Raw genomic sequence first — 23,200 nt, forward strand, 5'->3', positions numbered from 1 at the left:
GCTCCTCTCGTCAACTCGTGGTCTCGGGCAGCAGGATGGCGGTGGCGCTGCTGGCGCCGCCGAAGACGGCGCGGGCGGCCGCCATGACGTCCTCCGGGGTGACGGCGGCGATGTCCTCGGGCCAGCGTTCCACGTCGTCCACGGTGCTGCCGGTGGCCAGGGCGGCCCCGATGATGCGCGCCGCGCCGAACACGCTGTCGCGGGCGTAGACCACCGACGCCTTCAGCCGGCGCTTGGCGCCGGCCACCTCGGCGTCGGTGACGCCCTCGGCGAGCAGGCGGGCGATCTCCGCTTCGACGGCGGCCTGCACGTCGGTGGGCGTGCGGCCGGCGGCCGGCGTGGCGGAGAGGGTGAAGGTGCCGTAGTCCACCGCGCGGCCATCGTAATAGGTGCGGGCGGACACGGCCACCTCGTCCTCGACCACCAGCCGCTCGTACAGCCGGCTGACCGGGCCGCCGCCCAGCAGTTCGGCCAGCACCTGGAGGGCGGGGTAGAGGGCGGTGTCGCCGGCATTGCGGCTGGGCGCGACGATGCGCCGCCACCAACTGGCCTGGCCGACCTGGGGGTGGTCCATGGTCACGGTCACGTCTGCCGCCGGCGGCAGGTCGCGCACCCGAGCCCGCGCCGGCGTCTCCGGGGCCGCCGGCACACGCCCGTAGGTCCGCTCGGCGATCGGTCGCAGCGCCTCGGCCGTGACGTCGCCGGCCACCACGACGACCGCGTTGTTGGGGGCATAGAAGCGATCGTAGAACGCCAGCGCGTCCGCCCGGTCCAGCGCGGCCAACTCGTGCGCCCAGCCGATCACCGGGTTCTTGTAGGGGTGCACGACCCACAGCGCCTGATCCAGCCGTTCGCCGAGCAGGGCGGCGGGCTCGTTCTCGGTGCGGCTCAGGCGCTCCTCGATCACCACCGAGCGCTCGGTCAGGACGTCGTCCTCGGCCAACCGCAGATTGGCCATGCGGTCGGCCTCCATCTCCATGACCAGGTCGAGCCGGTCGCGGGCGATGTTCTGGTAGTAGCCGGTGAAGTCACTGCTGGTGAAGGCGTTGTCGCGGCCGCCATTGCGCGCGATGATCTTGGAGAACTCGCCGGGCGGGATCGTCTCCGTGCCCTTGAACATCAGGTGTTCGAGCAGGTGGGCGATGCCGGACTTGCCCGGCGGCTCGTCGGCCGCGCCGACCTTGTACCAGACCATATGCGTGACGACGGGCACACGGTGGTTGGGCACCACCACCACCTGCAGGCCGTTGTCCAGCGTGAAGGTCTCCGGCTCGAACATCTGGGCGCGGGCCGTGGCCGGGGCGAGCAGCAGGGCCGCCAGCAGCGTCAGCGCCAGCAGGACGCCGGACCACAGGGCGAAGCGGGCGCGGGCCTCGGCCTGCGCGCGGGCGGAGACAGCGATGGCGCGGGCGCGCCGGCGGGCGGACGGAGGGTTGGACGGCATGGACGACCCCTGTGGCAAGTCGGACGGGAACGCTCGGCCTTTATATGGTCGGTGGTCGGGTTTGGCTCAACGGCGAGAGGGGGCGCCCACCAGAGCTTGCAGTCCTCCGCCGATACTCCAATTATCCTCCTTGAAGGAGGGGACCTGGAGAGGGTCCATTTCGACGGGGACATGTCACGATGACCAAGGCCCGCGTTCAGTTCGATCTGACGCCCGAGCGGCTGGCGGAGCTGGACCACCTGATGGCGGTGTGCGGCTTCGAAACCCGCAAGGAGCTGTTCAACACCGCGCTCTCGTTCTTCGAGGCGGCGGTGGAGGAGGCCCGCAAGGGCAACGACATCGCCGCCGTGAACGAGGAGGCCCAGACCTACAGCCGCCTGGTCCTGCCAGCGCTGGCACGGGTGACACGCTCCGCCCGGCGCGACGTGGCGGCGGAATAGCGATGCGCCGCACACCCTGGCGGAAACACGGGACCGGCGGTAGCATCCGGTCCCTTCCCTCTCGCCAGAAAGGACCCGCCATGGCCACCGTTGCCCCGCCCGCCGACCCCGAGGCCGATCCGCGCGTCAAGGCCGTCTTCGACGACATCCGCGCCACCCGCGGTACCGACTTCATCAACAACGTCTGGCGCTATCTGGCGTTCGACCCGGCGCTGCTGGAGAGCGTGTGGGCCGACATCAAGGCGGTGATGGCGACCCCGTCGGCGCTCGATCCCAAGACCAAGGAGATGCTCTACGTCGCCGTCTCGATCGCCAATGGCTGCGACTACTGCACCCACTCCCACACCGCCGCCGCCCGCACCAAGGGCATGACCGACGCCGAACACGCCGACCTGCTGCGCGTGGTGGGGACCGCGTCGCGCCTGAACGCCTTGCTGAACGGCCTGCACGTCCCGGTGGATCCGGCATTCGAGCGTGCCCCCCGGCCCTGAGCCCCCCGTCCGCTGGGTGATCCGCGGCCCTCCGCCGGGAAAGCGTTGCGGGGGGCGTCCGAAGATATTTCGATGACTGTGAAAATGAGCTGGACATCCAGCCTCAATTCGACGAATATCGAAATATGGATCCGACGCTGATCGCCGAGATGATGGCCGCCCTGGCCGCCGAACCCCGCATCCGCGCCCTGCAGGCGCTGGTGCGGGCGGGGGCGAAAGGCGTGCCGGCCGGGGACCTGGCCCGCCGGTGCGGCGTCGCGCCCTCCACCATGTCCTTCCATCTGACCCAGATGCGCACCGTGGGTCTGGTGGAAAGCCGGCGCGAGGGGCGCACGCTGCACTATGTCGCCAACCTGATCGCCCTGGAGGCCCTGGGGCACGGCGTCATGACGGGGTTCTGTCCGGCCCTGCTGCCGGGCGCCGCTGCCTTGCCCACCATCGCGCCTGGAGACCCCGCCATGCCCGCCAACGATGGACACCGGCCCCTGAATGTCCTGTTCCTGTGCAGCGGCAATTCGGCCCGCAGTCAGATCGCGGAGGCCATCCTGACCCGCGAGGGCGCCGGCCGGTTCCAAGCGTTTTCCGCCGGGTCCCACCCGCGCGAGACCGTCGACCCGCAGGCCCTGGCGGCGTTGCGCCGGGCCACCCTGCCGACCGCGGGGTTGCGGCCCAAGAGCTGGGACGACTTCGCGCGCCCGGACGCGCCGCGGATGGATTTCGTCTTCACCGTCTGCGATGACGCCGCCGGCGAGACCTGCCCGGTCTGGCCCGGTCAGCCGATGACCGCCCACTGGGGGGTGCCCGATCCGGTCGCCTTCACCGGGTCGGACGCCGCCAAGGCCGCCGTGTTCAATGACACGGTCCGCATGCTCTACACCCGGATCGCGATCTTCGTTCAACTTCCGGTCACTTCTCTGGACCGACTCGCCCTTCAGCACAAGGTCGATGCCATCGGGGCCATGCCCCGGGACCCCGAGGCCACCGCGCCCGTCGCGGCGTCGGGGCCCGCGTGACGGCCGGTCCGGACGCCACCCCCAAGGATCGCCTGATGACTCTGCGGATCGGCATCAACGGCTTCGGCCGCGTGGGCCGGCTGGTCGCCAACATTGCAGGGGCGCTGCCATCATGAGCGACGTCAAGGCCTATGCCGCCATCACCGCGGCCTACTGGGCGTTCACGCTGACCGACGGCGCCCTGCGCGTGCTGGTGCTGCTGCACTTCCACACCCTGGGCTATGGCCCCCTGGAGGTGGCGACCCTGTTCCTGCTCTACGAGGTCATGGGCATCGTCACCAATGTTGCGGGCGGCTGGCTGGGGGCGCGCTACGGCCTGCGGCTGACGCTGCTGCTGGGGCTGGGGGTGCAGGTGGTGGCCCTGGTCATGCTGTCGCTGGTCCGGCCCGACTGGGCGGTGGCGCTGTCGGTGGCCTACGTGATGGTCGCGCAGGCGCTGTCCGGCGTGGCCAAGGACCTGACCAAGATGAGCAGCAAATCCGCCGTCAAGCGGGTGGCGGGCGAGGGCGCGCTGTTCCGCTGGGTGGCGATGCTCACCGGCTCCAAGAACGCCCTCAAGGGTGTCGGCTTCCTGCTGGGCGGGGTGCTGTTGCAGACGCTGGGCTTCCAGGGTGGCCTGTGGCTGATGGCGGGGGCCCTGGCGCTGGTGCTGGTGGCCTCGCTGGTCACGGTTCACGACACGCTGGGCCGCGCCAAGGAAAAGGCGCTGGGCCGCCACCTGTTCAGCAAGACGCGCGAGATCAATCTGCTCTCGGCGGCGCGGATCGTGTTGTTCGCCTCTCGCGATGTGTGGTTCGTGGTCGGCGTGCCCCTGTTCCTGTACGAGCGCATGGGCTGGAGCTTCGCCGGTGTGGCGGGGTTCCTGGCGGCGTGGATCATCGGGTACGGCCTCGTGCAGGCGGCGGTCCCGGCCCTGCTGCGCGGCACCACGACTGCCGCGACGGCGGCCAAGGCGACGCGGCTGTGGGGCTTCGTGCTGGCGGCCGTGCCGGCGCTGATCGCGGCGGCGCTGACGCCGGACCTGCTGGGCGGCTGGGTCGACGACCGGGTGGCGCTGATCGGCGGGCTGGCCGTGTTCGCCCCCCTGTTCGCGATCAACAGCGCGCTGCATTCGTACCTGATCGTGGCCTATTCCGACGCCGACAAGGTCGCGCTCAACGTCGGCTTCTACTACATGGCCAACGCCGTCGGGCGCCTGGGCGGCACGGTCCTGTCCGGGCTGGTCTATCAGCTTGCCGGACTGGCGGCCTGTCTGTGGGTCTCGGCCGCGCTCCTGGTGGCGGCGGCGGCGGTGGCCCTGGCCCTGCCGACGACACCGCAGGCGGACCGGCGCCCGCTGGCGGTGTGACGCGGGTCGCGACGCCGCGCCGGCCGGCGCGGACCGGCACGGCGGGCGGGGCCGTTGCGGGGCGGGACTCCGGTGCGGAAAAAAGTGTCGCCCGCCCCCTTCCCATGGCACCGACCCTGTGATACACACCCTCCCCCGGCCGGGCCGCCCATCGGGGCACACGGCCGAAGCCGGGGTCGCGCACGGCGGTGGTTGATCACCGATCCGGGCCGGGCAAGCGGCCACTCCCCTGCTGGGGGATAGTTTAACGGTAGAACAGCGGACTCTGACTCCGTCAGTCCAGGTTCGAATCCTGGTCCCCCAGCCACTGATTTTGTTACGCTTTTTTGCCCCCGCCGCGCCACTTCGGGCGGGCGGTTGGCAGCCGGTGTTTCCGCCCTGTTCCAGCAGCGCCATGGCCGCCTGAGTCAGGCGGCGCGCATCGACCCGGTCGGTGTATCGGGCCGTCATCTGCGCTGTCGCGTGGCCGAGCCAATGCTGGGTCTCAGGGGAAATCGCATTTGAAAAGTCGTGGTCGCGTTTGGGGATGAAACGGATTCTTTAGGGGACTCCCATTCCAGGTTCGGGAGGCTCCGTGTCCTGGTTTCTGGATGCGTTTGGCGACGTGCCGGACCCTCGGGCGTCAAACGCGCGGCATGATCTCCTTGAAGGTCTGACGATTGCCCTGATGGCGTCGATCTGCGGGGCGGAAGACGGCTCGGATTTCGGGGATTTCGCGGTCGACCGCGAGGCCCTGTTCCGCGAGTTTCTGACCCTGACGCACGGGATCCCGAGCCACGGCACGTGTTCCCGGATCGTCCTGGAGCGCGGCGGGATGACCTGTTCCGACTGAAGACCAACCGGCCCGCCCTGCATGACATGATCGCCGGATCCTTCACCGCGCCCGACGGGACGGCCGACCTGCCGGTCGCCGAGACCACGGACGCCGATCACGGTCGCATCGACGTGCGCCGGGCCATGGTGGGCACCGATCTGTCCTGGCTGCGCGGCACCAAGACGTCCTGCGCCGAACCGGCCCTGAACGTCCTTCGGCGCGCCACGCCGGGCATCTCCATTCGCCGCAAGCGCAAGCGCAAGCGTTGCGGATGGACCAACGAGTTCGCAAGAACCATCATCGGCCAAATGCGATGGCCCTGGACGTGTCGGGCCGCCCCCTTGACGCGATGCCCCGGCGGCCCGACCTTGCCGCCTGTCCCGGGCGCGCACGCCCGCCTCTGCCGCGGAGTCCCGCATGGATGCCCCCACCGCCTACGCCCGCCTGAAGACCCGCTTCGGCCGCCTGTCGCACCTGGGCGACGCCACCGAGATGCTGCATTGGGACCTGTCCACGGTGATGCCGCCGGGCGGGGCCGAGGCCCGCGCCGCCCAGCTTGCCACCCTGCGCGCGCTCGGCCACGACCTGCTGACGGCCCCGGAGGTGGGCGACCTGCTGGACGCCGCCGAGACCGGCGAGGCGGCCGCCCTCGACCCCTGGGACCGCGCCAACCTGGCGGAGATGCGCCGGGCCTGGCGGCACGCCACGGCGCTGACCGGCGATCTGGTGGAGGCCCACTCGCGGGCCTGCTCGGCGTGCGAGATGACCTGGCGCGCGGCCCGCGCGGCCGACGACTTCGCCGCCGTCAAGGGGCCGCTGCGGACGGTGCTCGACCTGACCCGCGAGATCGCGGCCGCCAAGGCGGAGTCGCTCGGGCGGACGCCCTATGACGCGCTGCTCGACGAGTACGAGCCGGACGCCGCCGCGGCCGAGATCACGGCCGTGTTCGACGACCTTGCGGCCGACCTGCCGGGGTTGCTGGACGACGCCCTGGCGGCGCAGGCGCGCGACGAGGGCGGGGCGGCGCCGGCTCCCCCGCCCGGTCCCGTGCCGGCGGCGCGGCAACGCGCCCTGGCGGCGCGGCTGATGACGGCCTTGGGCTTCGACTTCCGGCACGGCCGCCTGGACGAGAGCCTGCATCCCTTTTGCGGCGGTGTACCCGACGACGTGCGCATCACCACCCGCTATGACGAGGCCGATTTCACCGGCGCCGTCATGGGGGTGCTGCACGAGACCGGCCATGCCCTGTACGAGCGCGGTCTGCCGGCCGCCTGGCGCGACCAGCCGGTGGGTCGGGCCCTGGGCATGGCGGTGCACGAAAGCCAGAGCCTGCTGATGGAGATGCAGGCCTGCCGCTCGCGCGCCTTCCTGTCGTTCGCCGCACCGCTGATGGCGGAGATGCTGAACGGCGGCCCCGGCCCGGGCTGGGATGCCGAGACCCTGTACCGTCTCTACACCCGGGTGCGGCCCGGCCTGATCCGGGTGGATGCCGACGAGGTGACCTATCCGGCGCATATCATCCTGCGCTTCCGGCTGGAGCGCGCGCTGTTGAGTGGGGACCTGGCGCTCGACGACCTGCCGGGCGCCTGGCGCGACGGCATGCAGGATCTGCTTGGCGTGACGGTGCCGGACGACCGGTCGGGGTGCCTCCAGGATATCCACTGGTACGACGGCGCCTTCGGCTATTTTCCCACCTACACCCTGGGGGCGATGACGGCGGCCCAGCTCTTCCGCGCCGCCGTCGCGGCGGTGCCGTCGATCCCCGACGATCTGGCGCGCGGCGACATGGGCGGGCTGCTGGGGTGGCTGCGCACCCACGTGCACGGCCTGGGGCGCAGCGTGTCGGCGCGCGAGATGCTGGTGCGCGCGACCGGCGCGCCGCTCGACGCGGCGGTGTTCAAGGCCCACCTGCGCCAACGCTACATCGAGCGGGCGGGGTAGGCGACGCGATGACCCGCGCGGCGGCCCTGGATCCGCTGATCGCCGCGTGTCGGGCCCGGCTGGCCCGGCTGCGGGCGGACCGGTCCCCGACGGGCGGTGCGGCCGCCGCGGCCGGATGGGCCGGCGTGCCGCAGGAGGCGGCCTGTTTCCGGGATGGCCTGGTGTGGCGCACGGAGGAACTGGGCCGCTGTGCGTGCGACTGCTACGGCCGGGGCGACACGGTGGCCGCCGTCATTCTGACGCGTGGCGTGATCGAGGATACGGCCGCCCTGTGGTACCTGAAGGCCCTGATGCGCCGGACGCTGGACGCCGGCCCCGTGCAGGATCGCGACGTCGTGGAGGCCGCGTTCATGGCCCTGCTGGTGGGCCGCAAGGATGGGCCGCACGGCGCGCCCCGGGGCGTCAATGTCCTGACCATGCTGCGGCACCTGGAAAAGGACCGGCCGGACTTCGGGACCCTGTACGACGCCCTGTGCGAGATCGCCCACCCGAGCGGGGCCGGCACCGCCGGGGCCTACGGCGGCCTGGTCGACGACGGGGGGACATCGGCCGAAGCGGGCCATCTGGCCGAGACCGGGCTGGGGTTCCTGCTCCGCGCGCTCGATCTGTTCGAGGCGCTGCACGCCGAGGTCACCGCGCTGCTGCCGGCGCTGGCGGCGCTGTGGGCGGCGCTGCCGGATCGGCCGGCGCGGTGACGCGGCTCCGTCGTGCGGCAGCGTTGATTGGATCGGGCGGCGTCGCTACGTTCGAGCCAACCCCATACGGCCCCGCACGGAGGACCCGCGACCATGACGTTCACCGGCACCCAGACCTATGTCGCCACCGAGGATCTGGCGGTGGCCGTCAATGCCGCCGTGCGGCTGCAACGGCCGCTGCTGGTCAAGGGCGAACCCGGCACCGGCAAGACCGTGCTGGCGCAGGAGGTCGCGGACGCGCTCGGCCTGCCGCTGATCGCCTGGCACATCAAGTCCACCACCAAGGCCCAGCACGGCCTGTACGAATACGACGCGGTCTCGCGGCTGCGCGATTCCCAGCTTGGCGATGAGCGGGTGCACGACATCCGCAACTACATCAAGCGCGGCCGCATGTGGGACGCCTTCACCCACGACGGCGGGGCGGTGCTGCTGATCGACGAGATCGACAAGGCCGACATCGAGTTCCCCAACGACCTGCTGCTGGAACTCGACCGCATGGAGTTCCATGTGCACGAGACCGGGGAGACGGTGCGGGCGGCGACGCGGCCGGTGGTCATCATCACGTCGAACAACGAGAAGGAACTGCCGGACGCCTTCCTGCGCCGCTGCTTCTTCCACTACATCAAGTTCCCCGACCCGGAGACCATGGAAGAGATCATCGCGGTGCACTTCCCCGACATCAAGGCCAACCTGGTGCGGGATGCGTTGCGGGTTTTTTACGACGTGCGCGAGGTGCCGGGGCTGAAGAAGAAGCCGTCGACCAGCGAACTGCTGGACTGGATCAAGCTGCTGATGGCCGACGACGTGACGGCCGAGGCGCTGCGCTCCGGCGACGTCAAGAAGGTGCTGCCGCCGCTGCACGGGGCGCTGCTGAAGAACGAGCAGGACGTGCACCTGTTGCAGCGCCTGGCCTTCCTGGCCAAGCGCGAGCGGCGCTGACCCGGGCGCGGGATCGTCGGGCGGATCGCATCCCCTGCGACCCGGAGAGCGGGTCACAGGGGACGCGTGAATGATCCCTCACTAGTAGACGCAGGTCTGCAGAGTTACGCGCCAAAATGGGACCGGGGCGCGATTCCAAGTTGGCGCGATCTGCCCTAGTCCTTGTTGGCCTGGAAATAGGCCCTGCTGATGGCGAACACGGTGCCACTGAGGGCGATCAGCGCGATCAGGTTCGGGATCGCCATCATGGCGTTCATGATGTCGGCGATGGTCCAGATCAGGCCCAGGTTGCCGATGGCCCCGACGACCAGCGCCAGCACCCAGATGACCCGGAACGGCATCTTGATCCGCGGCCCGAAGATGAACTGGGCCGCGCGTTCGCCGTAGTAGCTCCAGCCGAGCACGGTCGTGAACGCGAACACCACCAGGCCGAGGCTCACGATCCAGTGGCCGCCGGGCAGGCCGGTCTCGAAGGCCAGGGCGGACAGCTCGGCGCCGGTCTCGCCGCTGGTCCAGGCCCCGGTGATGATGATGACCAGGGCGGTCATGGTGCAGACGATGATGGTGTCGATGAAGGTACCCAGCATGGCGACGCAGCCCTGGCGCACCGGGTCGTTGGTCTTGGCGGCGGCATGGGCGATGGGGGCGCTGCCCAGGCCGGCCTCGTTGGAGAACACGCCGCGGGCGACGCCGAACTGGATGGCCGCGACCACGGCCGCGCCGGTGAAGCCGCCGGCCGCCGCCGTGCCGGTGAAGGCGTCGGTGAAGATCATGCCGAGCGCCGCCGGCACCGCGCTGTAGTTGGCGCCCAGGATGATGAGGGCGCCCGCCACGTACAGGATGGCCATCAGCGGCACCAGGTGCTCGGCGACGCTGCCGATGCGCCGCACGCCGCCGACGATGACCAGGAAGGTCAGGACCGCCAGCACGAGACCGGTCGCGAGGGTGGGCACGCCGAACGAGCCCTCCAGCGCCTTGGCGACCGAATTGGCCTGCACGGTGTTGCCGATGCCGAAGGCGGCGATGGTGGCGAAGAAGGCGAACACCCAGCCCAGCCAGGCCCAGCGACCGCCCAATCCGTTGCGGATGTAGTACATCGGGCCGCCGACGTAGCGCCCGGTCTCGTCGGTCTCGCGGTAGCGCACCGCCAGCACCGCCTCGGCGTACTTGGTGGCCATGCCCACCAGCGCCGTCAGCCACATCCAGAACACCGCGCCGGGGCCACCCAGGTAAATGGCCGTGGCCACGCCGGCGATGTTGCCGGTGCCGATGGTGGCCGACAGCGCCGTGGTGAGCGCCTGGAACGGTGTGATCTCGCCCTCGTGGCCTTCCACCACCTTGCGGCCGCCCAGCATGAGCCGGAACCCGTAGCCCAGCTTGCGCACGGGCAGCAGGCGCAGGCCGAGGGTGAGGTACAGGCCGGTGCCGAGCAGCAGCACCAGCATGACCGGTCCCCAGACGAAACTGCTCACGTCTCCCAGAAGAGATGACACATAGTCCATGTCGACTGACCTCTAAGACTGGAATGAATCAAAGTCTTGCGCGGGCGCGCGGACGGGCCTGGCGAGGGATGCCGTCGGAGCGGTCCCGCCGAGGACCACAGCCGCGGCCTCTGGCCTCTCCGGTCCGGCGGCCCGCCGCGGCCGGCGCCGGCGCGGAGACTGCGCGTCGGTGGCCACCCTCTGTCAACTGTCGAAGACTCGGGCCTGGAGCCGGAGGGGGACCGCGGGCGCCGTCGGTCGACCGGGACAGCGCGTGTCGGCATGCGCAAAGCTGGCACCGGCCATGCTTGATTGTTGACCCTGTGAAGGGGAGACCCGGCCCGCTGTGGGCACGGGCGCGGCGGGCGCGGCGGGCACGGGGGGGCCGGGGCAATGCGACTCGACCGTGCCCGCATCGTCGGCATCGCCCACGCAGGCGGTCGGGTAAGGCCCGATGGGCGGGTGACGGCCCGGCCTGCCCGGTGGTTGGCCCCTCATATACAAGGATTTTTCTGTTGCGGGTGCGAAAGGCCAGGGTTTCGAAATTCGAATGGCGGAACTGGGATAAAGGATGTCGGATTCAAGATAACCGCCGGTGCGGGCGGCTGGCACGGTTGCCGTGTCAAGACCTTTCCCACGAGCGGAGCACGGATCCATGGACACGCCCCTTTCCCCCGATACCCCCGTCGTGAATGCCGCCGCCGCCACGGTCGAGGCCGCCGTGGCTGCCGCCAGCCTCGATCCGACCACCCGCCAGTGCCCGACGGTCGACCAGTCCGACCGCACGGTGCCCATCAACCTGCGCCAGAGCGGGCCGACTCCGGTGCAGATGCTGATCTCCACCCGGGTCCGGAAGTCGCCGTACTGGCACCTGGCGCACAAGGCGGGCTGCTGGCGCGCCACCGTCTACAACCGCATGTACCACCCGCGCGGCTATGTGCGGCCGGAGGACGGCGGCGCCATGGTCGAGTACGACGCGCTGGTCAACCACGTCACCATGTGGAACGTGGCCGTCGAGCGGCAGATCCAGGTCAAGGGGCCCGACGCCGAGGCGTTCGTGAACACGGTCGTCACCCGCGACGTCACCCGGATCGCGCCGATGCGGGGCAAGTACGTGATCCTGTGCAACGAGGAGGGCGGCATCCTCAACGATCCCGTTCTGCTCCGCCTGTCCGAGGACGAGTTCTGGTTCTCGCTGTCCGACAGCGACCTTGAGATGTGGCTGCGCGGCGTGAACCTGGGCCTTGGCATGGATGTGACCATCAAGGAGATCGACGTCGCCCCGGTGCAGATTCAGGGACCCAAGTCCAAGGCGCTGATGGAGGATCTGGTTGGTCCGGCGATCCGGGACGTGCCCTACTACGGCCTGCTGGAGGCCCAGGTGGGCGGCCGTGACGTGGTCATCTCGCAGACCGGGTTCTCGGGCGAGGCCGGCTACGAGATCTACCTGCGCGATGCCACCCTGTACGCCGACGACATGTGGAACGCGGTCCTGGAGGCCGGGCAGAAGCACAACCTGATGGTCATCGCCCCCGCCCACCACCGCCGCATCGCCGCCGGGATCCTGTCCTGGGGCCAGGACCTGGACCAGGAGACGCTGCCGTTCCAGTGCAACCTGGGCTACCAGGTGCCGCGCAAGAAGACCGCCGACTACATCGGCAAGGCCCGCCTGGAGCAGGTGCGCGCCGAACTGGAGGCGGGCGGTGAGCCCTACGCCATGCAGCTCGTCGGCATGGTCCTGGGCGGCCAGCCGATCACCGACTACGCGCCGGACTTCTGGTTGATCTCCGGCGCCGATGCCGGCGCGCCCCTCGGCTACGTCACCTCGCCCTGGTACTCGCCGGAGCTGGGGACCAACATCGCCATGGGCTATGTCCCCTATGGCCTGCGGCACGAGGGCACCCGGCTGACCGTGTGGCTGCCCGACGCGTACGCCGAGACGGCCGGCGCGCCGGTCAACGCGCAGGTGGTGCCGATGCCGTTCCGGGCCTCGGCCAATCCCAGCGCGCGCGAACTGGCGCGCGGTCAGGGCCGCGACAGCGCCTATTAATGGTCTGATGGCCCGCCGAACCCGGGCCGGGAACCCAGGCGGGGTTCGTCCCGGGTTCCGCCCGGCGCTGCGCCGCATCGGTGTGCCACATCGGTGCGGGGCGGCGCGGGGCGGGGCCGGCCCCGCCTGGGACCAGCGTCCCAAGACACGCGCCGCACCACGCGCGGCAGCCCCGCACCCGCCGGAGGGGATCATGCCTTACGACAGTCTCCATGCCGCTCCGGTCGCCGCCCGGGCGGTCGCGCCGGCCGCGGTGCCGGACGGCGTCTCGCTGGAGGTCACGCCCGGCGTGGCCGCGAAGATCCCGTCCTTCGCCGCCCTGCTGCCGCCCGGCACGGCGGTCTATGTCACCAATCTGCCCGGAACCGACGTGGCCCAGGCCATGACGCTGTGCCGGCGGCTGCGCGACGAGGGCCTGCGCCCGGTGCCCCATCTGGCGGCGCGCGGCCTGAAGAGCCGGGCCGATCTGGCCGACTGGCTCGACCGGGCCGTGCACCAGGGCGGCGCGCGGCAGATCCTGTTGATCGCCGGCTCCGGCGACCGTCCGGCCGGGCCGTTCCGCGACACCCTGGCGGTGCTGGACAGCGGTCTGCTGGAGGCCGCCGGCCTGGAGGGCTTCGGCGTCGCGGGCCATCCGGAGGGCCATCCCAACGCCGGCCCGGCGGTCCTGCGCGAGGCCCTGTTGCGCAAGCAGGCCTTCGCCGAGTCGCACGGCCTGTCGGCCTGGATCGTCACCCAGTTCGCGTTCAGCGCCGCCCCGGTGCTGCGTTGGGCGGAGGGGCTGGCGGCCGCCGGCGTCACGCTGCCGATCCGCGTCGGTCTGCCGGGACCGGCCAAACCCGCCACCCTCATCACGTATGCGCGCCAGTGCGGCGTCGGCGCCTCGTTGCGGGTGCTCACGCGCCGGCCGGATGTCATGGCCGGGCTGTTGCGGGCCTGGACGCCGGACGCCATCGTCGCCGATCTTGTCCGCGCCGGACGGTCCGAGGGGCCGGCGCGCATCGCTGGGGTGCACCTGTTCCCGTTCGGCGGCTTCGCCAAGGCGGCGGGCTGGGCCGGCGCCGCCCTGGGCGGGCCGGCGGGCGCGGCCGTGGCGGCGGCCCACTGACGGCGGGACATGCGTCCCACGGCATCACGCGATCCATTGTCGCGCAGAGGGGGTTTCCATGACCTATCACACGGTGGGCGCCGCCCAGGCTCCCTTCGACGTCACCTCGCCCGGCCCGGCGGTGGCCCCGGCCGCCCGGCCGGTCGAAGACGACGGCCTGCCGCCGCCAGGGACGCCGGATATCGAGATCGCCCGCGCCGCCCGGCCGCGTCCGATCCTGGCGCTGGCCGAGGATCGGCTGGGCCTACCGGCCGAGGCGCTGATCCCGCACGGCCACACCAAGGCCAAGGTGACGCTCGACCATATCGCCGGCCTCAGGGCGCGCACGCGCGGCAAGCTGGTGCTGGTGACCGCGATCACGCCGACCCCGGCGGGCGAGGGCAAGACCACGACCACGGTCGGGCTGGGCGACGGCCTCAACCGCATCGGCCACCACGCCGCGGTGTGCCTGCGCGAGCCGTCGCTGGGGCCGTGCTTCGGCATGAAGGGCGGGGCGGCCGGCGGCGGCCGTGCGCAGGTGATCCCGATGGAGGACATCAACCTCCACTTCACCGGCGATTTCCACGCCATCGGCGCCGCCCACAACCTGCTCGCCGCGTTGATCGACAACCATCTGCACTGGGGCAACGCTCAGGATATCGACCTGCGCCGGGTGAGCTGGCGCCGGGTGATGGACATGAACGACCGCGCGTTGCGCACCATCACCCTGGGCCTCGGCGGCGCGGCCCATGGTGTGCCGCGCGAAGGCGGCTTCGATATCACCGTGGCCTCGGAGGTGATGGCGATCCTGTGCCTGGCGACGGATCTGGCCGACCTGGAACGCCGCCTGGGGGACATCGTCATCGGCCAGCGCCGCGACCGCACGCCGGTGTTCGCCCGTGATCTGGGGGCCGCCGGGGCCATGGCGGTGCTGCTCAAGGATGCGCTGGCGCCCAATCTGGTGCAGAGCTTGGAGGCCAACCCGGCCTTCATCCATGGCGGGCCGTTCGCCAATATCGCCCACGGCTGCAATTCGGTGATGGCGACCGACACCGCGCTGCGCCTGGCCGACGTGGTGGTGACCGAGGCCGGCTTCGGCGCCGACCTGGGGGCCGAGAAGTTCCTGCACATCAAGTGCCGGCAATCGGGCCTGCGGCCGCATGCCGCGGTGGTGGTGGCGACGGTGCGGGCGCTCAAGATGCACGGCGGCGTCGCCAAGGGCGACCTGGGTACACCCGATGCCGACGCCGTGCGCCGCGGCGGCGTCAACCTGCGCCGCCACGTCACCAACCTGCAGCGCTTCGGGCTGGCGCCGGTGGTGGCGGTCAACCGTTTCACCGGCGATGCCGACGCGGAACTCGATGCGGTGCGCGCCCTGTGCGATGACCTGGGGGTGCCCATGGCGCTGGCGTCGCACTGGGCCGAGGGCAGCCACGGCAGCGCCGAGCTGGCCCGGCTGGTGGCCGAGCGCCTGGACGGACCGGCACCCGAGGTGCGGTTCCTGTACGACGAGGCGACGCCGCTGGCGGACAAGATCCGCGCCGTGGCGACTCAGCTCTACGGCGCCGCGGACATCGCGCTGGATCCGGCAGCGGCGCGCCGTCTGGCCGAGATCGCGGACCTGGGCTACGGCCACCTGCCGGTGTGCATTGCCAAGACCCAGTACAGCTTCAGCAGCGATCCGGCCGCCAAGGGCGCGCCCGTGGGCCACGTCCTGCCGGTGCGCGAGGTGCGGCTGGCCGCCGGGGCGGGGTTCGTCGTGGCGGTCTGCGGCGACATCATGACCATGCCGGGGCTGCCGCGCGATCCGGCGGCGCTGCACATCGGCTTGGACGCGGGGGGCGAGATCGTGGGCTTGACGTGATCCGTGCGGACTCGCCGCGCGCGTTCGAGGACGCCGCGCCGGAGCGCCTCCCCGGCGCGGCGTTCCTCCTCCGGATGCGTGTCGCCCGCGCTACTCCATCAGCGCCGCCTCGACGGCCGGCAGCCCGGGTGCGCCGTCGACCGTGGTCACGCCCTCCAGCCACGGCGCCAGCAGGTCGGGGTTGGCGGCCAGGTACTTGGTCGCCGCACTTTCGGCGGTCTCGCCGTGGTCGAGGATCGCGCCCATCAGGATGTTCTCCATCTCCACCGTGAAGGCGAGGTTATTCAGGAACCGGGCCAGGTTGGGGCATTCGTCCGACAGGCCCGCGCGGGTCAGGGTGTGCACGGTGGCGCCGCCCTGGTTCGGCCCGAAGTAGGCGTCGCCGCCGGTCAGGTAGACGATGTCCATCTTGGTGTTCATCGGATGCGGCGCCCAGCCCAGGAAGGCGATCCACTCCTCGGACTGCCAGGCGCCGCGGGCCTGCAGCAGCATGCCGGCCTCGGAGCTTTCGATAAGCTGCCAGTCGGCCAGCCCGAAGGCGTCGGCGTCGATCATGTCCTGGATCAGCAGGTTGCCGTCGTTGCCGGGCTCGATGCCGTAGATCTTGCCGCCGAACCTGTCCTTGTGGGCGTCCAGGTCGGCCAGGTCGGTGACGCCGGCGTCGGCGGCATACTGCGGCACCACCAGGGTGTACTTGGCGCCCTCCAGGTTGGTGCGCACACGGTCGATGGCGCCGCTGTCCAGGCGCTCCTGGACCATGCCGGCCATGGACGGCATCCACAGCCCCAGGAAGACGTCGATGTCGCCCTGTTCCAGGCCGATGAAGGTGAGCGGCACGCTGGTCACCTTGACGTCGGTGTCGTAGCCCAGCGCATCCAGCACGGTGGTGGCGACCCCCGTGGTGGCCTGGATATCGGTCCAGCCGACCTCGGCCAGGCGGACCTGACGGCAGGACTCGGACACCTCGGCCAGGGCCGGGCCGGCGGCGGCCGTGGTGGCCAGCGCGCCCAGGGTCAGGGCGGCACCGGCGAGCGTGGTCTTGGTCTTGGTCTTGGTTGGGGTCATGGGTGTTGCTCCCTGTGGGGCTTGTCTGTGTGTCGGCGGCGGACAGTCTGACCCGTTACGGGGTCGCATTGAAGGGGCGGTCGCTCCTTGACCGCTGCCGGGTCTCCCAGCCCTCGACCAGCGAGACCGGCGCCGCCTCGGGCGGCAGCGGCGTCCGGCCCCGGATCACATCGGCCAGCTTCTCCGCCAGCATGATCGTGGGGGCGTTCAGGTTGCCGGAGACGATGCTCGGCATGATCGCGGCATCGACGACGCGCAGGCCCTCGACCCCGTGCACCCGGCCCGCCGGCGAGACGACGGCCATCGGGTCGCTGTCCGGCCCCATGGCGCAGGTGCAGGAGGGGTGATAGGCGCTCTCCACCAACTGCCGCGCCCAGGCGTCGATCTCGGCGTCGGTGCGCACGTCCGGTCCCGGCGCCACCTCGCCGTCGTTGAAGGGCGCGAGGGCCGGCTGGGTCATGATCTCGCGCGTCAGCTTGATGCCGTCGCGCATCTCGCGGCGGTCGCGCTCGGTGGAGAAGTAGTTGAACTGGATCCGCACCTTGTCGCGGGGATCGGCCGACCGCAGCCTGACCCAGCCGCGGCTCTCGGGGCGCATCGGCCCCACATGGGCCTGATAGCCGTGCATGTCCTGCATGCCGCTGCCGTCGTAGGCGGCGGCGACGGGCAGGAAGTGGTACTGGATGTTGGGGTGCTTCACGCCCGGCTCGGAGCGGATGAAGCCGCCCGCCTCGAAGTGGTTGGTGGCCCCCGGGCCGGTGCCGCGCAACAGCCATTCCAGGCCGATCCGAAGCTGATTCTGCGGCTTCAGGACACCGTATAGGGTCTCGGCCGTCTTGCAGCGGTACTGCACGTAGACCTCGGGGTGATCCTGGAGGTTGGCCCCAACCCCCTTCAGGTCCACCAGCGGGTCGATCCCGTGTTCGCGCAGCGCGTCGGCATCGCCGATGCCCGACAGCATCAGCAGGTGCGGTGAGTTGAAGGCGCCGCCGGCGAGGATCACCTCCCGCGTCGCGCGCGGGCGCTTGGTGCCGTCGGGGGCCTTCAGTTCCACGCCGACCGCCGTGCGGCCCTCGAACAGCACGCGGCCCACCAGCGCGCGGTCGATCAGGGTCAGGTTGCGCCGCTTCAGGGCCGGGCGCAGGTAGCCGACGGCGGTAGACGAGCGCCGGCCCTTGCCGACGCTCATGTCCATGGGGCCGAAGCCCTCCTGGCTTTCGCCGTTCAGGTCGTCGGTGCGGCGGTAGCCGGCCTGCACCCCGGCCTCGATGAAGGCATCGTAGAGCGGGGTCCAGCGGGTGCCGCGGGTGACCTTCGTCGGGCCGCCGACCCCGTGGTAGGGGTTGGGGCCGACCTGCGGGAAGTCCTCGCTCTTCTTGAAGTAGGGCAGGCAGTGGGCGTAGTCCCAGGACGGATCCCGGGTCTGTTCGGCCCAGCGGTCGTAGTCCAGGGCATGGCCCCGGATGTAGCACATGCCGTTCACCGAGCTGGACCCGCCCCACACCTTGCCGCGCGGCTGATACATGCGGCGGCCGTCGACGTGGGGTTCGGGCTCGGTCTCGTAGGCCCAGTTGAACGTCTTGGTCTTCAGCGGCCAGGCGAAGGTCGCCGGCATGTGGATGTACAGGCTCCAGTCGCGCCAGCCGGCCTCGATCAGCAGCACGGAGACATCGGGGTCCTCGGTCAGCCGGTTGGCCAGCACGCAGCCGGCGGATCCGGCGCCGACGATGATGTAGTCGTAGCGGCTCTTGAGGGCGGGCATCAGTAGGGGGCCTCCAGGGGTCCGGGTTCCACATAGACGCTCTTGACGCGGGTGACGTGCTCCAGCGCGGCGCGGCCGTTCTCGCGCCCCAGGCCGGACTGTTTCACGCCGCCGAAGGGCATCTCGATCGGGGTGATGTTGTAGGTGTTGATCCACACCACGCCGGCCTCCAGGCGGGCGGCGACGCGGTGGGCGCGGGTCAGGTCGCGGGTCATGACGCCGCCGGCCAGGCCGACGGGCAGGCTGTTGGCGCGGGTCACCGCCTCGTCCTCGGTGTCGAACGGCAGCACGGTCATGACGGGGCCGAAGATCTCGTCGCGGCACAGGGGCAGGGCGTCGTCCTCGGCCAGGAACACCGTCGGGCGGACGAACGGCTTGCCGGCGAGCGCCGGATCATCGGGAGCGCCGCCGCCGGTCAGCAGCCGGGCGCCGTCGGCCCTGGCGCGGTCGATATGGGCCAGGACAGACCGATGGTGCTCGGGCGAGATCAGCGGCCCCATCTGGGTCGCCGGATCCAGCGGATCGCCCAGCCGGATGGCCTCGGCACGCGGCAGCAGGCGGGCCAGGACCGCGTCCAGGATGCCGCGCTGCACGAACACCCGGGTGCAGTTGGTGCAGATCTGGCCCTGGGTATAGAAGTTGCCGAGGATGGCGGCGGAGACCGCGTCGTCCACGTCGGCGTCGTCGAACACCAGCAGCGGCGACTTGCCACCCAGTTCCAGCGTCAGGACCTTGAGCGTGGCGGCGCTGTCGGCCATCACCGCCTTGCCGGTGTTGATCTCCCCGGTGAAGGAGATCTTGGCGATGCCCGGGTGCGCGGTCAGCATCCGGCCCACCGCCGCGTCGCCCTGCACCAGGTTGAACAGGCCCGGCGGCGCGCCGGCCTCGTGCAGGACCTCGGCCAGGATGGTGGCGGACAGCGGGGTCTGTTCGGCCGGTTTGAACACCATGGCGTTGCCGGCGGCCAGGGCCGGGGCGGTCTTCCAGCACGCGATCTGGAACGGGTAGTTCCAGGCGCCGATGCCGCCCACCACGCCCAGGGGCTCGCGCCGGGTGTAGAACCAGGGGCCGGCGCCGTCACCGGACAGGGTCTGCGTCTCGCCGCCGATGGTGGGCGCCAGCGCCGCGAAATACTCCAGGCAGTCCGCCCCCGAGTCCACGTCGGCCTCCGGCGTCTCCTGGATCGGCTTGCCGCCGTCCAGACTTTCCAGGCGGGCGATCTCGTCGCGGCGGGCGCGGATCAGATCGGCGGCCCGGGCTAGCACGCGGCCGCGTGCCGCGCCGCCCAGTGCCGCCCAGGCGCGTTGCGCGTCGCGGGCGGCGGCCACGGCGGCGTCGACATCGGCCGCCGATGCCGTCTGTACCGTGGCGATCACGTCCCCGCTGAACGGGCTGCGGGTCTCGAAGGTGGTCCCCGAGGTCGCGGGACGCGGGGCGCCGCCGACGAACAGGGGCCTGGGATCGGGGGGGGAGTCGGTCATGGTGATGCCTGTTTCGAGTCCTGCGCCTCACGGAGGGCGGTGTGCAGATAGTGGACGGCCAGCGCCCGGGTCTCGGCCGGGTCGATGCCGCCGTGGTCGAGGGCGGCGCGCAGCCACAGGCCGTCGATCAGCGTGGACAGCCCCAGGGTGATGCGCGCCACGGCCTCCGGATCGTCGGGCAGCAGCGCCTTCAGCGCGTGCCGCAGGTTGCTGTGCAGCCGGGCGCTGTTGATGCGCTGGATGCGCGCCAGCCGCGGGCTGTGGTTCAACCGGCCCCAGAACGCCAGCCAGACCGCGCTGGTGTCGGGGCGGAACTGGTCCGGCCCCAGGTTGGCGTCGATGACCGCGTGCAGCCGCTCCAGCGGGGTGGTCGCGGCGGCCAGCCGGCGCGCCGTCTCGCGACCCAGCTCGCGGCCGATGTGGCCCATGGTGGCCTCCATCAGCTCGGCCTTGTCGCCGAAGTAGTGCCCGACGATTCCCGCCGTCAGGCCGGCCCTCTTGGCGATGCGGGCCAGACTGGCGGCCTCCGGGCCGTCCTCGTGGATGGCCTGGATGCAGGCGCGGATGAGGTCGCGGCGGCGCTGGTCCTTGAGGCTCGGTCGACCCATGGCGATACGGTGCCTTTATTTGATTGTTCATGCAAACAAAAAATTCCGGGAGGGGAAGGCGGACGGGGAGCCGCGCGAGCGTCTCGGCCCCAGGCGCCCGCCGAGTCCGCCGGCATGCCCGACGCACAGGCGTCCGTTGACGGTCACGGGGGCAGATCGCGCCAAAATGGAATCGCGCCGCGGTCCCATTTTGGCGCGCGACTCTGCTTTAAAATCAATAATGTAGAGCCGATTCATGCCCGAAATCGGCTCGCGGGGAAGCCCCGCAGCGGCACGGCACCGGGCGCTCTGGCCGGATCGGCCCGTGCGCGTGCAGGGGCGAGGGCGGCAAGGGTGGACGACGACGGGGCGCTCAGCCGGTCGCGGTGCCGTCCTGGCCGGCGCCGTCCGGCGTCGTCTCCAGGATCCGGCGCAGCAGGGCGTAGCCGGTCTCAAGGTCGGTGGCCTCGTCCTTCCGCTGCGCCAGGAAATCCTCGATCATCGGATAGTAGTGGATGGCGGCATCCACCTCCGGGTTCGAGCCGGCGCGGTAGGCGCCCAGGCGGATCAGTTCCGCCATGTCCTCGTAGGTGGTGATGATCCTGCGCGCAGTGTTGACCAGCAGGGTCTGGTCATCGGTGTTGCAGGCCGGCATGGTGCGCGAGACCGAGCGCAGGATGTTGATGGCCGGATAGCGGTTGCGCTCCGCGATGGCGCGGTCGAGCACGATATGACCGTCGAGGATGCCGCGCACGGCGTCGGAAATGGGCTCGTTGTGGTCGTCGCCCTCCACCAGCACCGTGAACAGGCCGGTGATCGACCCGGTGCCGGGCACGCCCGGCCCGGCGCGTTCCAGCAGGCGCGGCAGTTCGGCGAACACGGTCGGGGTATAGCCCTTGCTGGCCGGCGGTTCCCCGGCCGAGAGGCTGATCTCGCGTTGGGCCATGGCGAAGCGGGTCACGGAATCCATCAGGCACAGCACGTTGCGTCCCTGGTCGCGGAAGTACTCCGCCACCGTCAGGGTGGCGTAGGCGGCCTGGCGGCGCATCAACGGTCCCTCGTCGGAGGTCGCCAGCACCACCACGCTGCGGGCCAGGCCGGCCGCGCCCAGGTCGTCCTCGATGAACTCGCGGGCCTCGCGGCCGCGTTCGCCGACCAGCCCGATGACCACCACTTCGGCCTTGGAGTGGCGGATCAGCATCGACAGCACGGTGGACTTGCCGACCCCGGAGCCGGCGAAGATGCCCATGCGCTGGCCCTCGCAACAGGTCAGGAAGGTGTTGAGCGCGCGCACCCCCAGGTCCAGCTTGCCGCCGACGCGCCGGCGCTGGTGCGCTGGCGGCGGCTGGGCGCGCACGGGGTAGGGGTGCTCGCCCAGCGGCATCGGCCCCTGGCCGTCCACCGCCTCGCCGAAGGCGTTGATGACGCGGCCCAGCCAGGTGTCGGTGGGGCGCAGCATGGGGGCGCTTTCGGTCAGTTCGGCCCGGCAGCCGAGTCCCACCCCGTCGAGCCCGCCGTAGGGCAGCAGCAGCGCGTGGCCGGCGCGGAATCCGACCACCTCGCAGGGCACCGACCGGTCGTCGCGCGCGATCACCCGGCAGCGGTCGCCGACCGACAGGTTGCCCTGGACGCCGCCGATCTCGATGACGAGTCCCCGCACACTGGCGACTCGGCCGAACAGCCGTTCCGTCGGCAGACGCTCGATTTCGCCGATGAGGGTCTGGATCAGGCCGACCATCGCAGACGCTCTCCGCAAAAAACCGCACGATCGGTCACCGTGGCATGGCGTGGAACCCGAAGCAACCGAGTCGCGTTGACCAACACCGACCCCCATGCTAAAGCTTAACGAAAGTTAAGACCTGGGGAAACAAGACCCGATGCGGGTGTCCGGCAGGGCCGGCGCCTGAGTGCAACGCGGGCCGGGGGGCTGCTTTCTTCAACCGGCAGGGGCTGGCAGCATGCGGGTTCTCATCATCGAGGACGATCCGGCCACGGCCGAGGGCTTGGCGCTGATCCTGCGGCGCGAGGGCTGGGTGGCCGACACCACCGATCTCGGCGAGGACGGCCTGGAGATCGGCAAGCTCTACGACTACGACATCATTCTGCTCGATCTGATGCTGCCCGACATGGACGGGCTGGACGTCATCCGCGGGCTGCGCGCGGCGCGCGTCGAAACGCCGGTGCTGATCCTCTCGGGCATCGACGAATCGTCGCGCAAGGTCAAGGGGCTGGGCATCGGCGCCGATGACTACCTGACCAAGCCGTTCGACCGCGGCGAACTGCTGGCGCGCATCCAGGCCATCGTCCGCCGCGCCCGCGGCCATGCCCAGCCGGTGGTCCGGGTCGGGCGCCTGACCATCAACCTGGAAACCCGCGCCGCCGAGGTGGACGACCAGCCGCTGCATCTGACGGGCAAGGAGTACGGGATCCTGGAACTGCTGGCGATGCGTCGCGGCAGCACCCTGACCAAGGAGCAGTTCCTCAACCACCTGTACGGCGGCATGGATGAACCAGAGTTGAAGATTATCGACGTCTTCATCTGTAAGCTGCGCAAGAAAATCGCCAAGGCCACCGGCCAGGAGACCTATGTGGAGACGGTCTGGGGCCGGGGGTACCGCCTCTGCGAGCCCAGCGACACGCCCTCGGCCAAATCGGCCTGATCCAAACCGGCCCGGACCCAAGCCGGCCTCACAGGGCA

General features: G+C 70.9%; 18 protein-coding genes, 1 tRNA gene and 1 pseudogene. 13 read left to right on the forward strand and 7 right to left on the reverse strand.

What is annotated here, in order from left to right; all coding sequences use genetic code 11:
- Positions 1-10: 10 nt before the first annotated feature.
- Positions 11-1,444 carry a M16 family metallopeptidase gene (locus GGD88_RS11055; RefSeq protein WP_184435408.1) on the reverse strand — a complete coding sequence of 478 codons (1,434 nt, stop codon included), beginning with the start codon at positions 1,442-1,444 and terminating at the stop codon, positions 11-13.
- A gap of 179 nt (positions 1,445-1,623) precedes the next feature.
- Between GGD88_RS11055 and GGD88_RS11060 the strand changes: the two genes are divergently transcribed.
- From GGD88_RS11060 to GGD88_RS11100, 9 genes and pseudogenes are all read left to right on the forward strand, one after another.
- The gene (locus GGD88_RS11060; protein WP_184435409.1) at positions 1,624-1,884 is read left to right on the forward strand and encodes a hypothetical protein; all 261 of its coding nucleotides are present in this window, start codon (positions 1,624-1,626) and stop codon (positions 1,882-1,884) included.
- Between the two features lie 80 nt (positions 1,885-1,964).
- Positions 1,965-2,375, forward strand: a complete 411-nt coding sequence (locus tag GGD88_RS11065) for a carboxymuconolactone decarboxylase family protein (protein WP_184435410.1) — start codon at positions 1,965-1,967, stop codon at positions 2,373-2,375.
- A 125-nt stretch (positions 2,376-2,500) separates the two neighbouring features.
- Positions 2,501-3,388, forward strand: a complete 888-nt coding sequence (locus GGD88_RS19395) for an arsenate reductase/protein-tyrosine-phosphatase family protein (protein ID WP_184435411.1) — start codon at positions 2,501-2,503, stop codon at positions 3,386-3,388.
- A gap of 112 nt (positions 3,389-3,500) precedes the next feature.
- A complete protein-coding gene (gene arsJ, locus GGD88_RS11075) occupies positions 3,501-4,736 on the forward strand; it encodes an organoarsenical effux MFS transporter ArsJ (protein ID WP_184435412.1) in 1,236 nt (411 codons plus the stop codon).
- 233 nt (positions 4,737-4,969) lie between these two features.
- Positions 4,970-5,043: transfer RNA gene (locus GGD88_RS11080), tRNA-Gln, on the forward strand.
- A 246-nt stretch (positions 5,044-5,289) separates the two neighbouring features.
- Positions 5,290-5,864 (forward strand): annotated as a pseudogene (locus GGD88_RS11085) (transposase family protein); the annotation flags it as partial.
- A 103-nt stretch (positions 5,865-5,967) separates the two neighbouring features.
- The gene (locus GGD88_RS11090) at positions 5,968-7,491 is read left to right on the forward strand and encodes a carboxypeptidase M32 (protein WP_184435413.1); all 1,524 of its coding nucleotides are present in this window, start codon (positions 5,968-5,970) and stop codon (positions 7,489-7,491) included.
- An 8-nt stretch (positions 7,492-7,499) separates the two neighbouring features.
- Positions 7,500-8,186 carry a hypothetical protein gene (locus tag GGD88_RS11095; protein WP_184435414.1) on the forward strand — a complete coding sequence of 229 codons (687 nt, stop codon included), beginning with the start codon at positions 7,500-7,502 and terminating at the stop codon, positions 8,184-8,186.
- Between the two features lie 93 nt (positions 8,187-8,279).
- On the forward strand, positions 8,280-9,125 hold the full coding sequence (locus tag GGD88_RS11100) for an AAA family ATPase (RefSeq protein WP_184435415.1): 846 nt from the start codon (positions 8,280-8,282) through the stop codon (positions 9,123-9,125).
- Between the two features lie 155 nt (positions 9,126-9,280).
- Here the strand turns inward: GGD88_RS11100 and GGD88_RS11105 are convergent, their stop codons facing one another.
- Positions 9,281-10,597: an alanine/glycine:cation symporter family protein gene (locus tag GGD88_RS11105; RefSeq protein WP_343056344.1), complete on the reverse strand. Its 1,317-nt coding sequence runs from the start codon at positions 10,595-10,597 to the stop codon at positions 9,281-9,283.
- A gap of 664 nt (positions 10,598-11,261) precedes the next feature.
- Between GGD88_RS11105 and GGD88_RS11110 the strand changes: the two genes are divergently transcribed.
- From GGD88_RS11110 to GGD88_RS11120, 3 genes are all read left to right on the forward strand, one after another.
- The gene (locus GGD88_RS11110) at positions 11,262-12,656 is read left to right on the forward strand and encodes a glycine cleavage T C-terminal barrel domain-containing protein (protein ID WP_184435419.1); all 1,395 of its coding nucleotides are present in this window, start codon (positions 11,262-11,264) and stop codon (positions 12,654-12,656) included.
- Positions 12,657-12,849: 193 nt separating this feature from the next.
- On the forward strand, positions 12,850-13,764 hold the full coding sequence (locus GGD88_RS11115; RefSeq protein WP_184435421.1) for a methylenetetrahydrofolate reductase: 915 nt from the start codon (positions 12,850-12,852) through the stop codon (positions 13,762-13,764).
- A 58-nt stretch (positions 13,765-13,822) separates the two neighbouring features.
- Entirely contained in the window at positions 13,823-15,607 is a 1,785-nt protein-coding gene (locus GGD88_RS11120) for a formate--tetrahydrofolate ligase (protein ID WP_184435423.1), read from the forward strand.
- A 90-nt stretch (positions 15,608-15,697) separates the two neighbouring features.
- On the opposite strand, the gene choX is transcribed toward GGD88_RS11120, so the two are convergent.
- From choX to fliI, 5 genes are all read right to left on the reverse strand, one after another.
- Complete coding sequence (choX, locus tag GGD88_RS11125; protein WP_184435425.1) at positions 15,698-16,672, reverse strand: choline ABC transporter substrate-binding protein; 975 nt, start codon at positions 16,670-16,672, stop codon at positions 15,698-15,700.
- Between the two features lie 55 nt (positions 16,673-16,727).
- Positions 16,728-18,434: a choline dehydrogenase gene (gene betA / locus GGD88_RS11130; RefSeq protein ID WP_184435427.1), complete on the reverse strand. Its 1,707-nt coding sequence runs from the start codon at positions 18,432-18,434 to the stop codon at positions 16,728-16,730.
- Positions 18,434-19,915 carry a betaine-aldehyde dehydrogenase gene (betB, locus tag GGD88_RS11135; protein ID WP_184435428.1) on the reverse strand — a complete coding sequence of 494 codons (1,482 nt, stop codon included), beginning with the start codon at positions 19,913-19,915 and terminating at the stop codon, positions 18,434-18,436. The genes betA and betB overlap by 1 nt, the downstream gene beginning before the upstream one ends.
- Complete coding sequence (gene betI / locus GGD88_RS11140; RefSeq protein WP_184435429.1) at positions 19,912-20,523, reverse strand: choline-binding transcriptional repressor BetI; 612 nt, start codon at positions 20,521-20,523, stop codon at positions 19,912-19,914. Before betI ends, betB begins: the two co-directional genes overlap by 4 nt.
- Before the next feature lie 352 nt (positions 20,524-20,875).
- Positions 20,876-22,240 carry a flagellar protein export ATPase FliI gene (gene fliI, locus GGD88_RS11145; RefSeq protein ID WP_184435430.1) on the reverse strand — a complete coding sequence of 455 codons (1,365 nt, stop codon included), beginning with the start codon at positions 22,238-22,240 and terminating at the stop codon, positions 20,876-20,878.
- A gap of 220 nt (positions 22,241-22,460) precedes the next feature.
- On the opposite strand from fliI, the gene ctrA reads away from it, so the two are divergent.
- Positions 22,461-23,162, forward strand: a complete 702-nt coding sequence (gene ctrA / locus GGD88_RS11150) for a response regulator transcription factor CtrA (protein WP_184435431.1) — start codon at positions 22,461-22,463, stop codon at positions 23,160-23,162.
- The last annotated feature ends 38 nt before the right edge of the window (positions 23,163-23,200 follow it).

This window comes from Roseospira goensis (assembly GCF_014197795.1).
GTDB lineage: Bacteria > Pseudomonadota > Alphaproteobacteria > Rhodospirillales > Rhodospirillaceae > Rhodospira > Rhodospira goensis.

Bases quoted from the DNA above. Each gene is read 5' to 3' on its own strand.
- betB (WP_184435428.1), bottom strand. From the start codon at position 19,915: ATGACCGACTCCCCCCCCGATCCCAGGCCCCTGTTCGTCGGCGGCGCC.
- betA (WP_184435427.1), bottom strand. From the start codon at position 18,434: ATGCCCGCCCTCAAGAGCCGCTACGACTACATCATCGTCGGCGCCGGA.
- betI (WP_184435429.1), bottom strand. From the start codon at position 20,523: ATGGGTCGACCGAGCCTCAAGGACCAGCGCCGCCGCGACCTCATCCGC.
- GGD88_RS11100 (WP_184435415.1), top strand. From the start codon at position 8,280: ATGACGTTCACCGGCACCCAGACCTATGTCGCCACCGAGGATCTGGCG.
- fliI (WP_184435430.1), bottom strand. From the start codon at position 22,240: ATGGTCGGCCTGATCCAGACCCTCATCGGCGAAATCGAGCGTCTGCCG.
- GGD88_RS19395 (WP_184435411.1), top strand. From the start codon at position 2,501: ATGGATCCGACGCTGATCGCCGAGATGATGGCCGCCCTGGCCGCCGAA.
- GGD88_RS11090 (WP_184435413.1), top strand. From the start codon at position 5,968: ATGGATGCCCCCACCGCCTACGCCCGCCTGAAGACCCGCTTCGGCCGC.
- choX (WP_184435425.1), bottom strand. From the start codon at position 16,672: ATGACCCCAACCAAGACCAAGACCAAGACCACGCTCGCCGGTGCCGCC.
- GGD88_RS11060 (WP_184435409.1), top strand. From the start codon at position 1,624: ATGACCAAGGCCCGCGTTCAGTTCGATCTGACGCCCGAGCGGCTGGCG.
- GGD88_RS11095 (WP_184435414.1), top strand. From the start codon at position 7,500: ATGACCCGCGCGGCGGCCCTGGATCCGCTGATCGCCGCGTGTCGGGCC.
- ctrA (WP_184435431.1), top strand. From the start codon at position 22,461: ATGCGGGTTCTCATCATCGAGGACGATCCGGCCACGGCCGAGGGCTTG.
- GGD88_RS11120 (WP_184435423.1), top strand. From the start codon at position 13,823: ATGACCTATCACACGGTGGGCGCCGCCCAGGCTCCCTTCGACGTCACC.
- GGD88_RS11115 (WP_184435421.1), top strand. From the start codon at position 12,850: ATGCCTTACGACAGTCTCCATGCCGCTCCGGTCGCCGCCCGGGCGGTC.
- GGD88_RS11065 (WP_184435410.1), top strand. From the start codon at position 1,965: ATGGCCACCGTTGCCCCGCCCGCCGACCCCGAGGCCGATCCGCGCGTC.
- GGD88_RS11110 (WP_184435419.1), top strand. From the start codon at position 11,262: ATGGACACGCCCCTTTCCCCCGATACCCCCGTCGTGAATGCCGCCGCC.
- GGD88_RS11055 (WP_184435408.1), bottom strand. From the start codon at position 1,444: ATGCCGTCCAACCCTCCGTCCGCCCGCCGGCGCGCCCGCGCCATCGCT.
- arsJ (WP_184435412.1), top strand. From the start codon at position 3,501: ATGAGCGACGTCAAGGCCTATGCCGCCATCACCGCGGCCTACTGGGCG.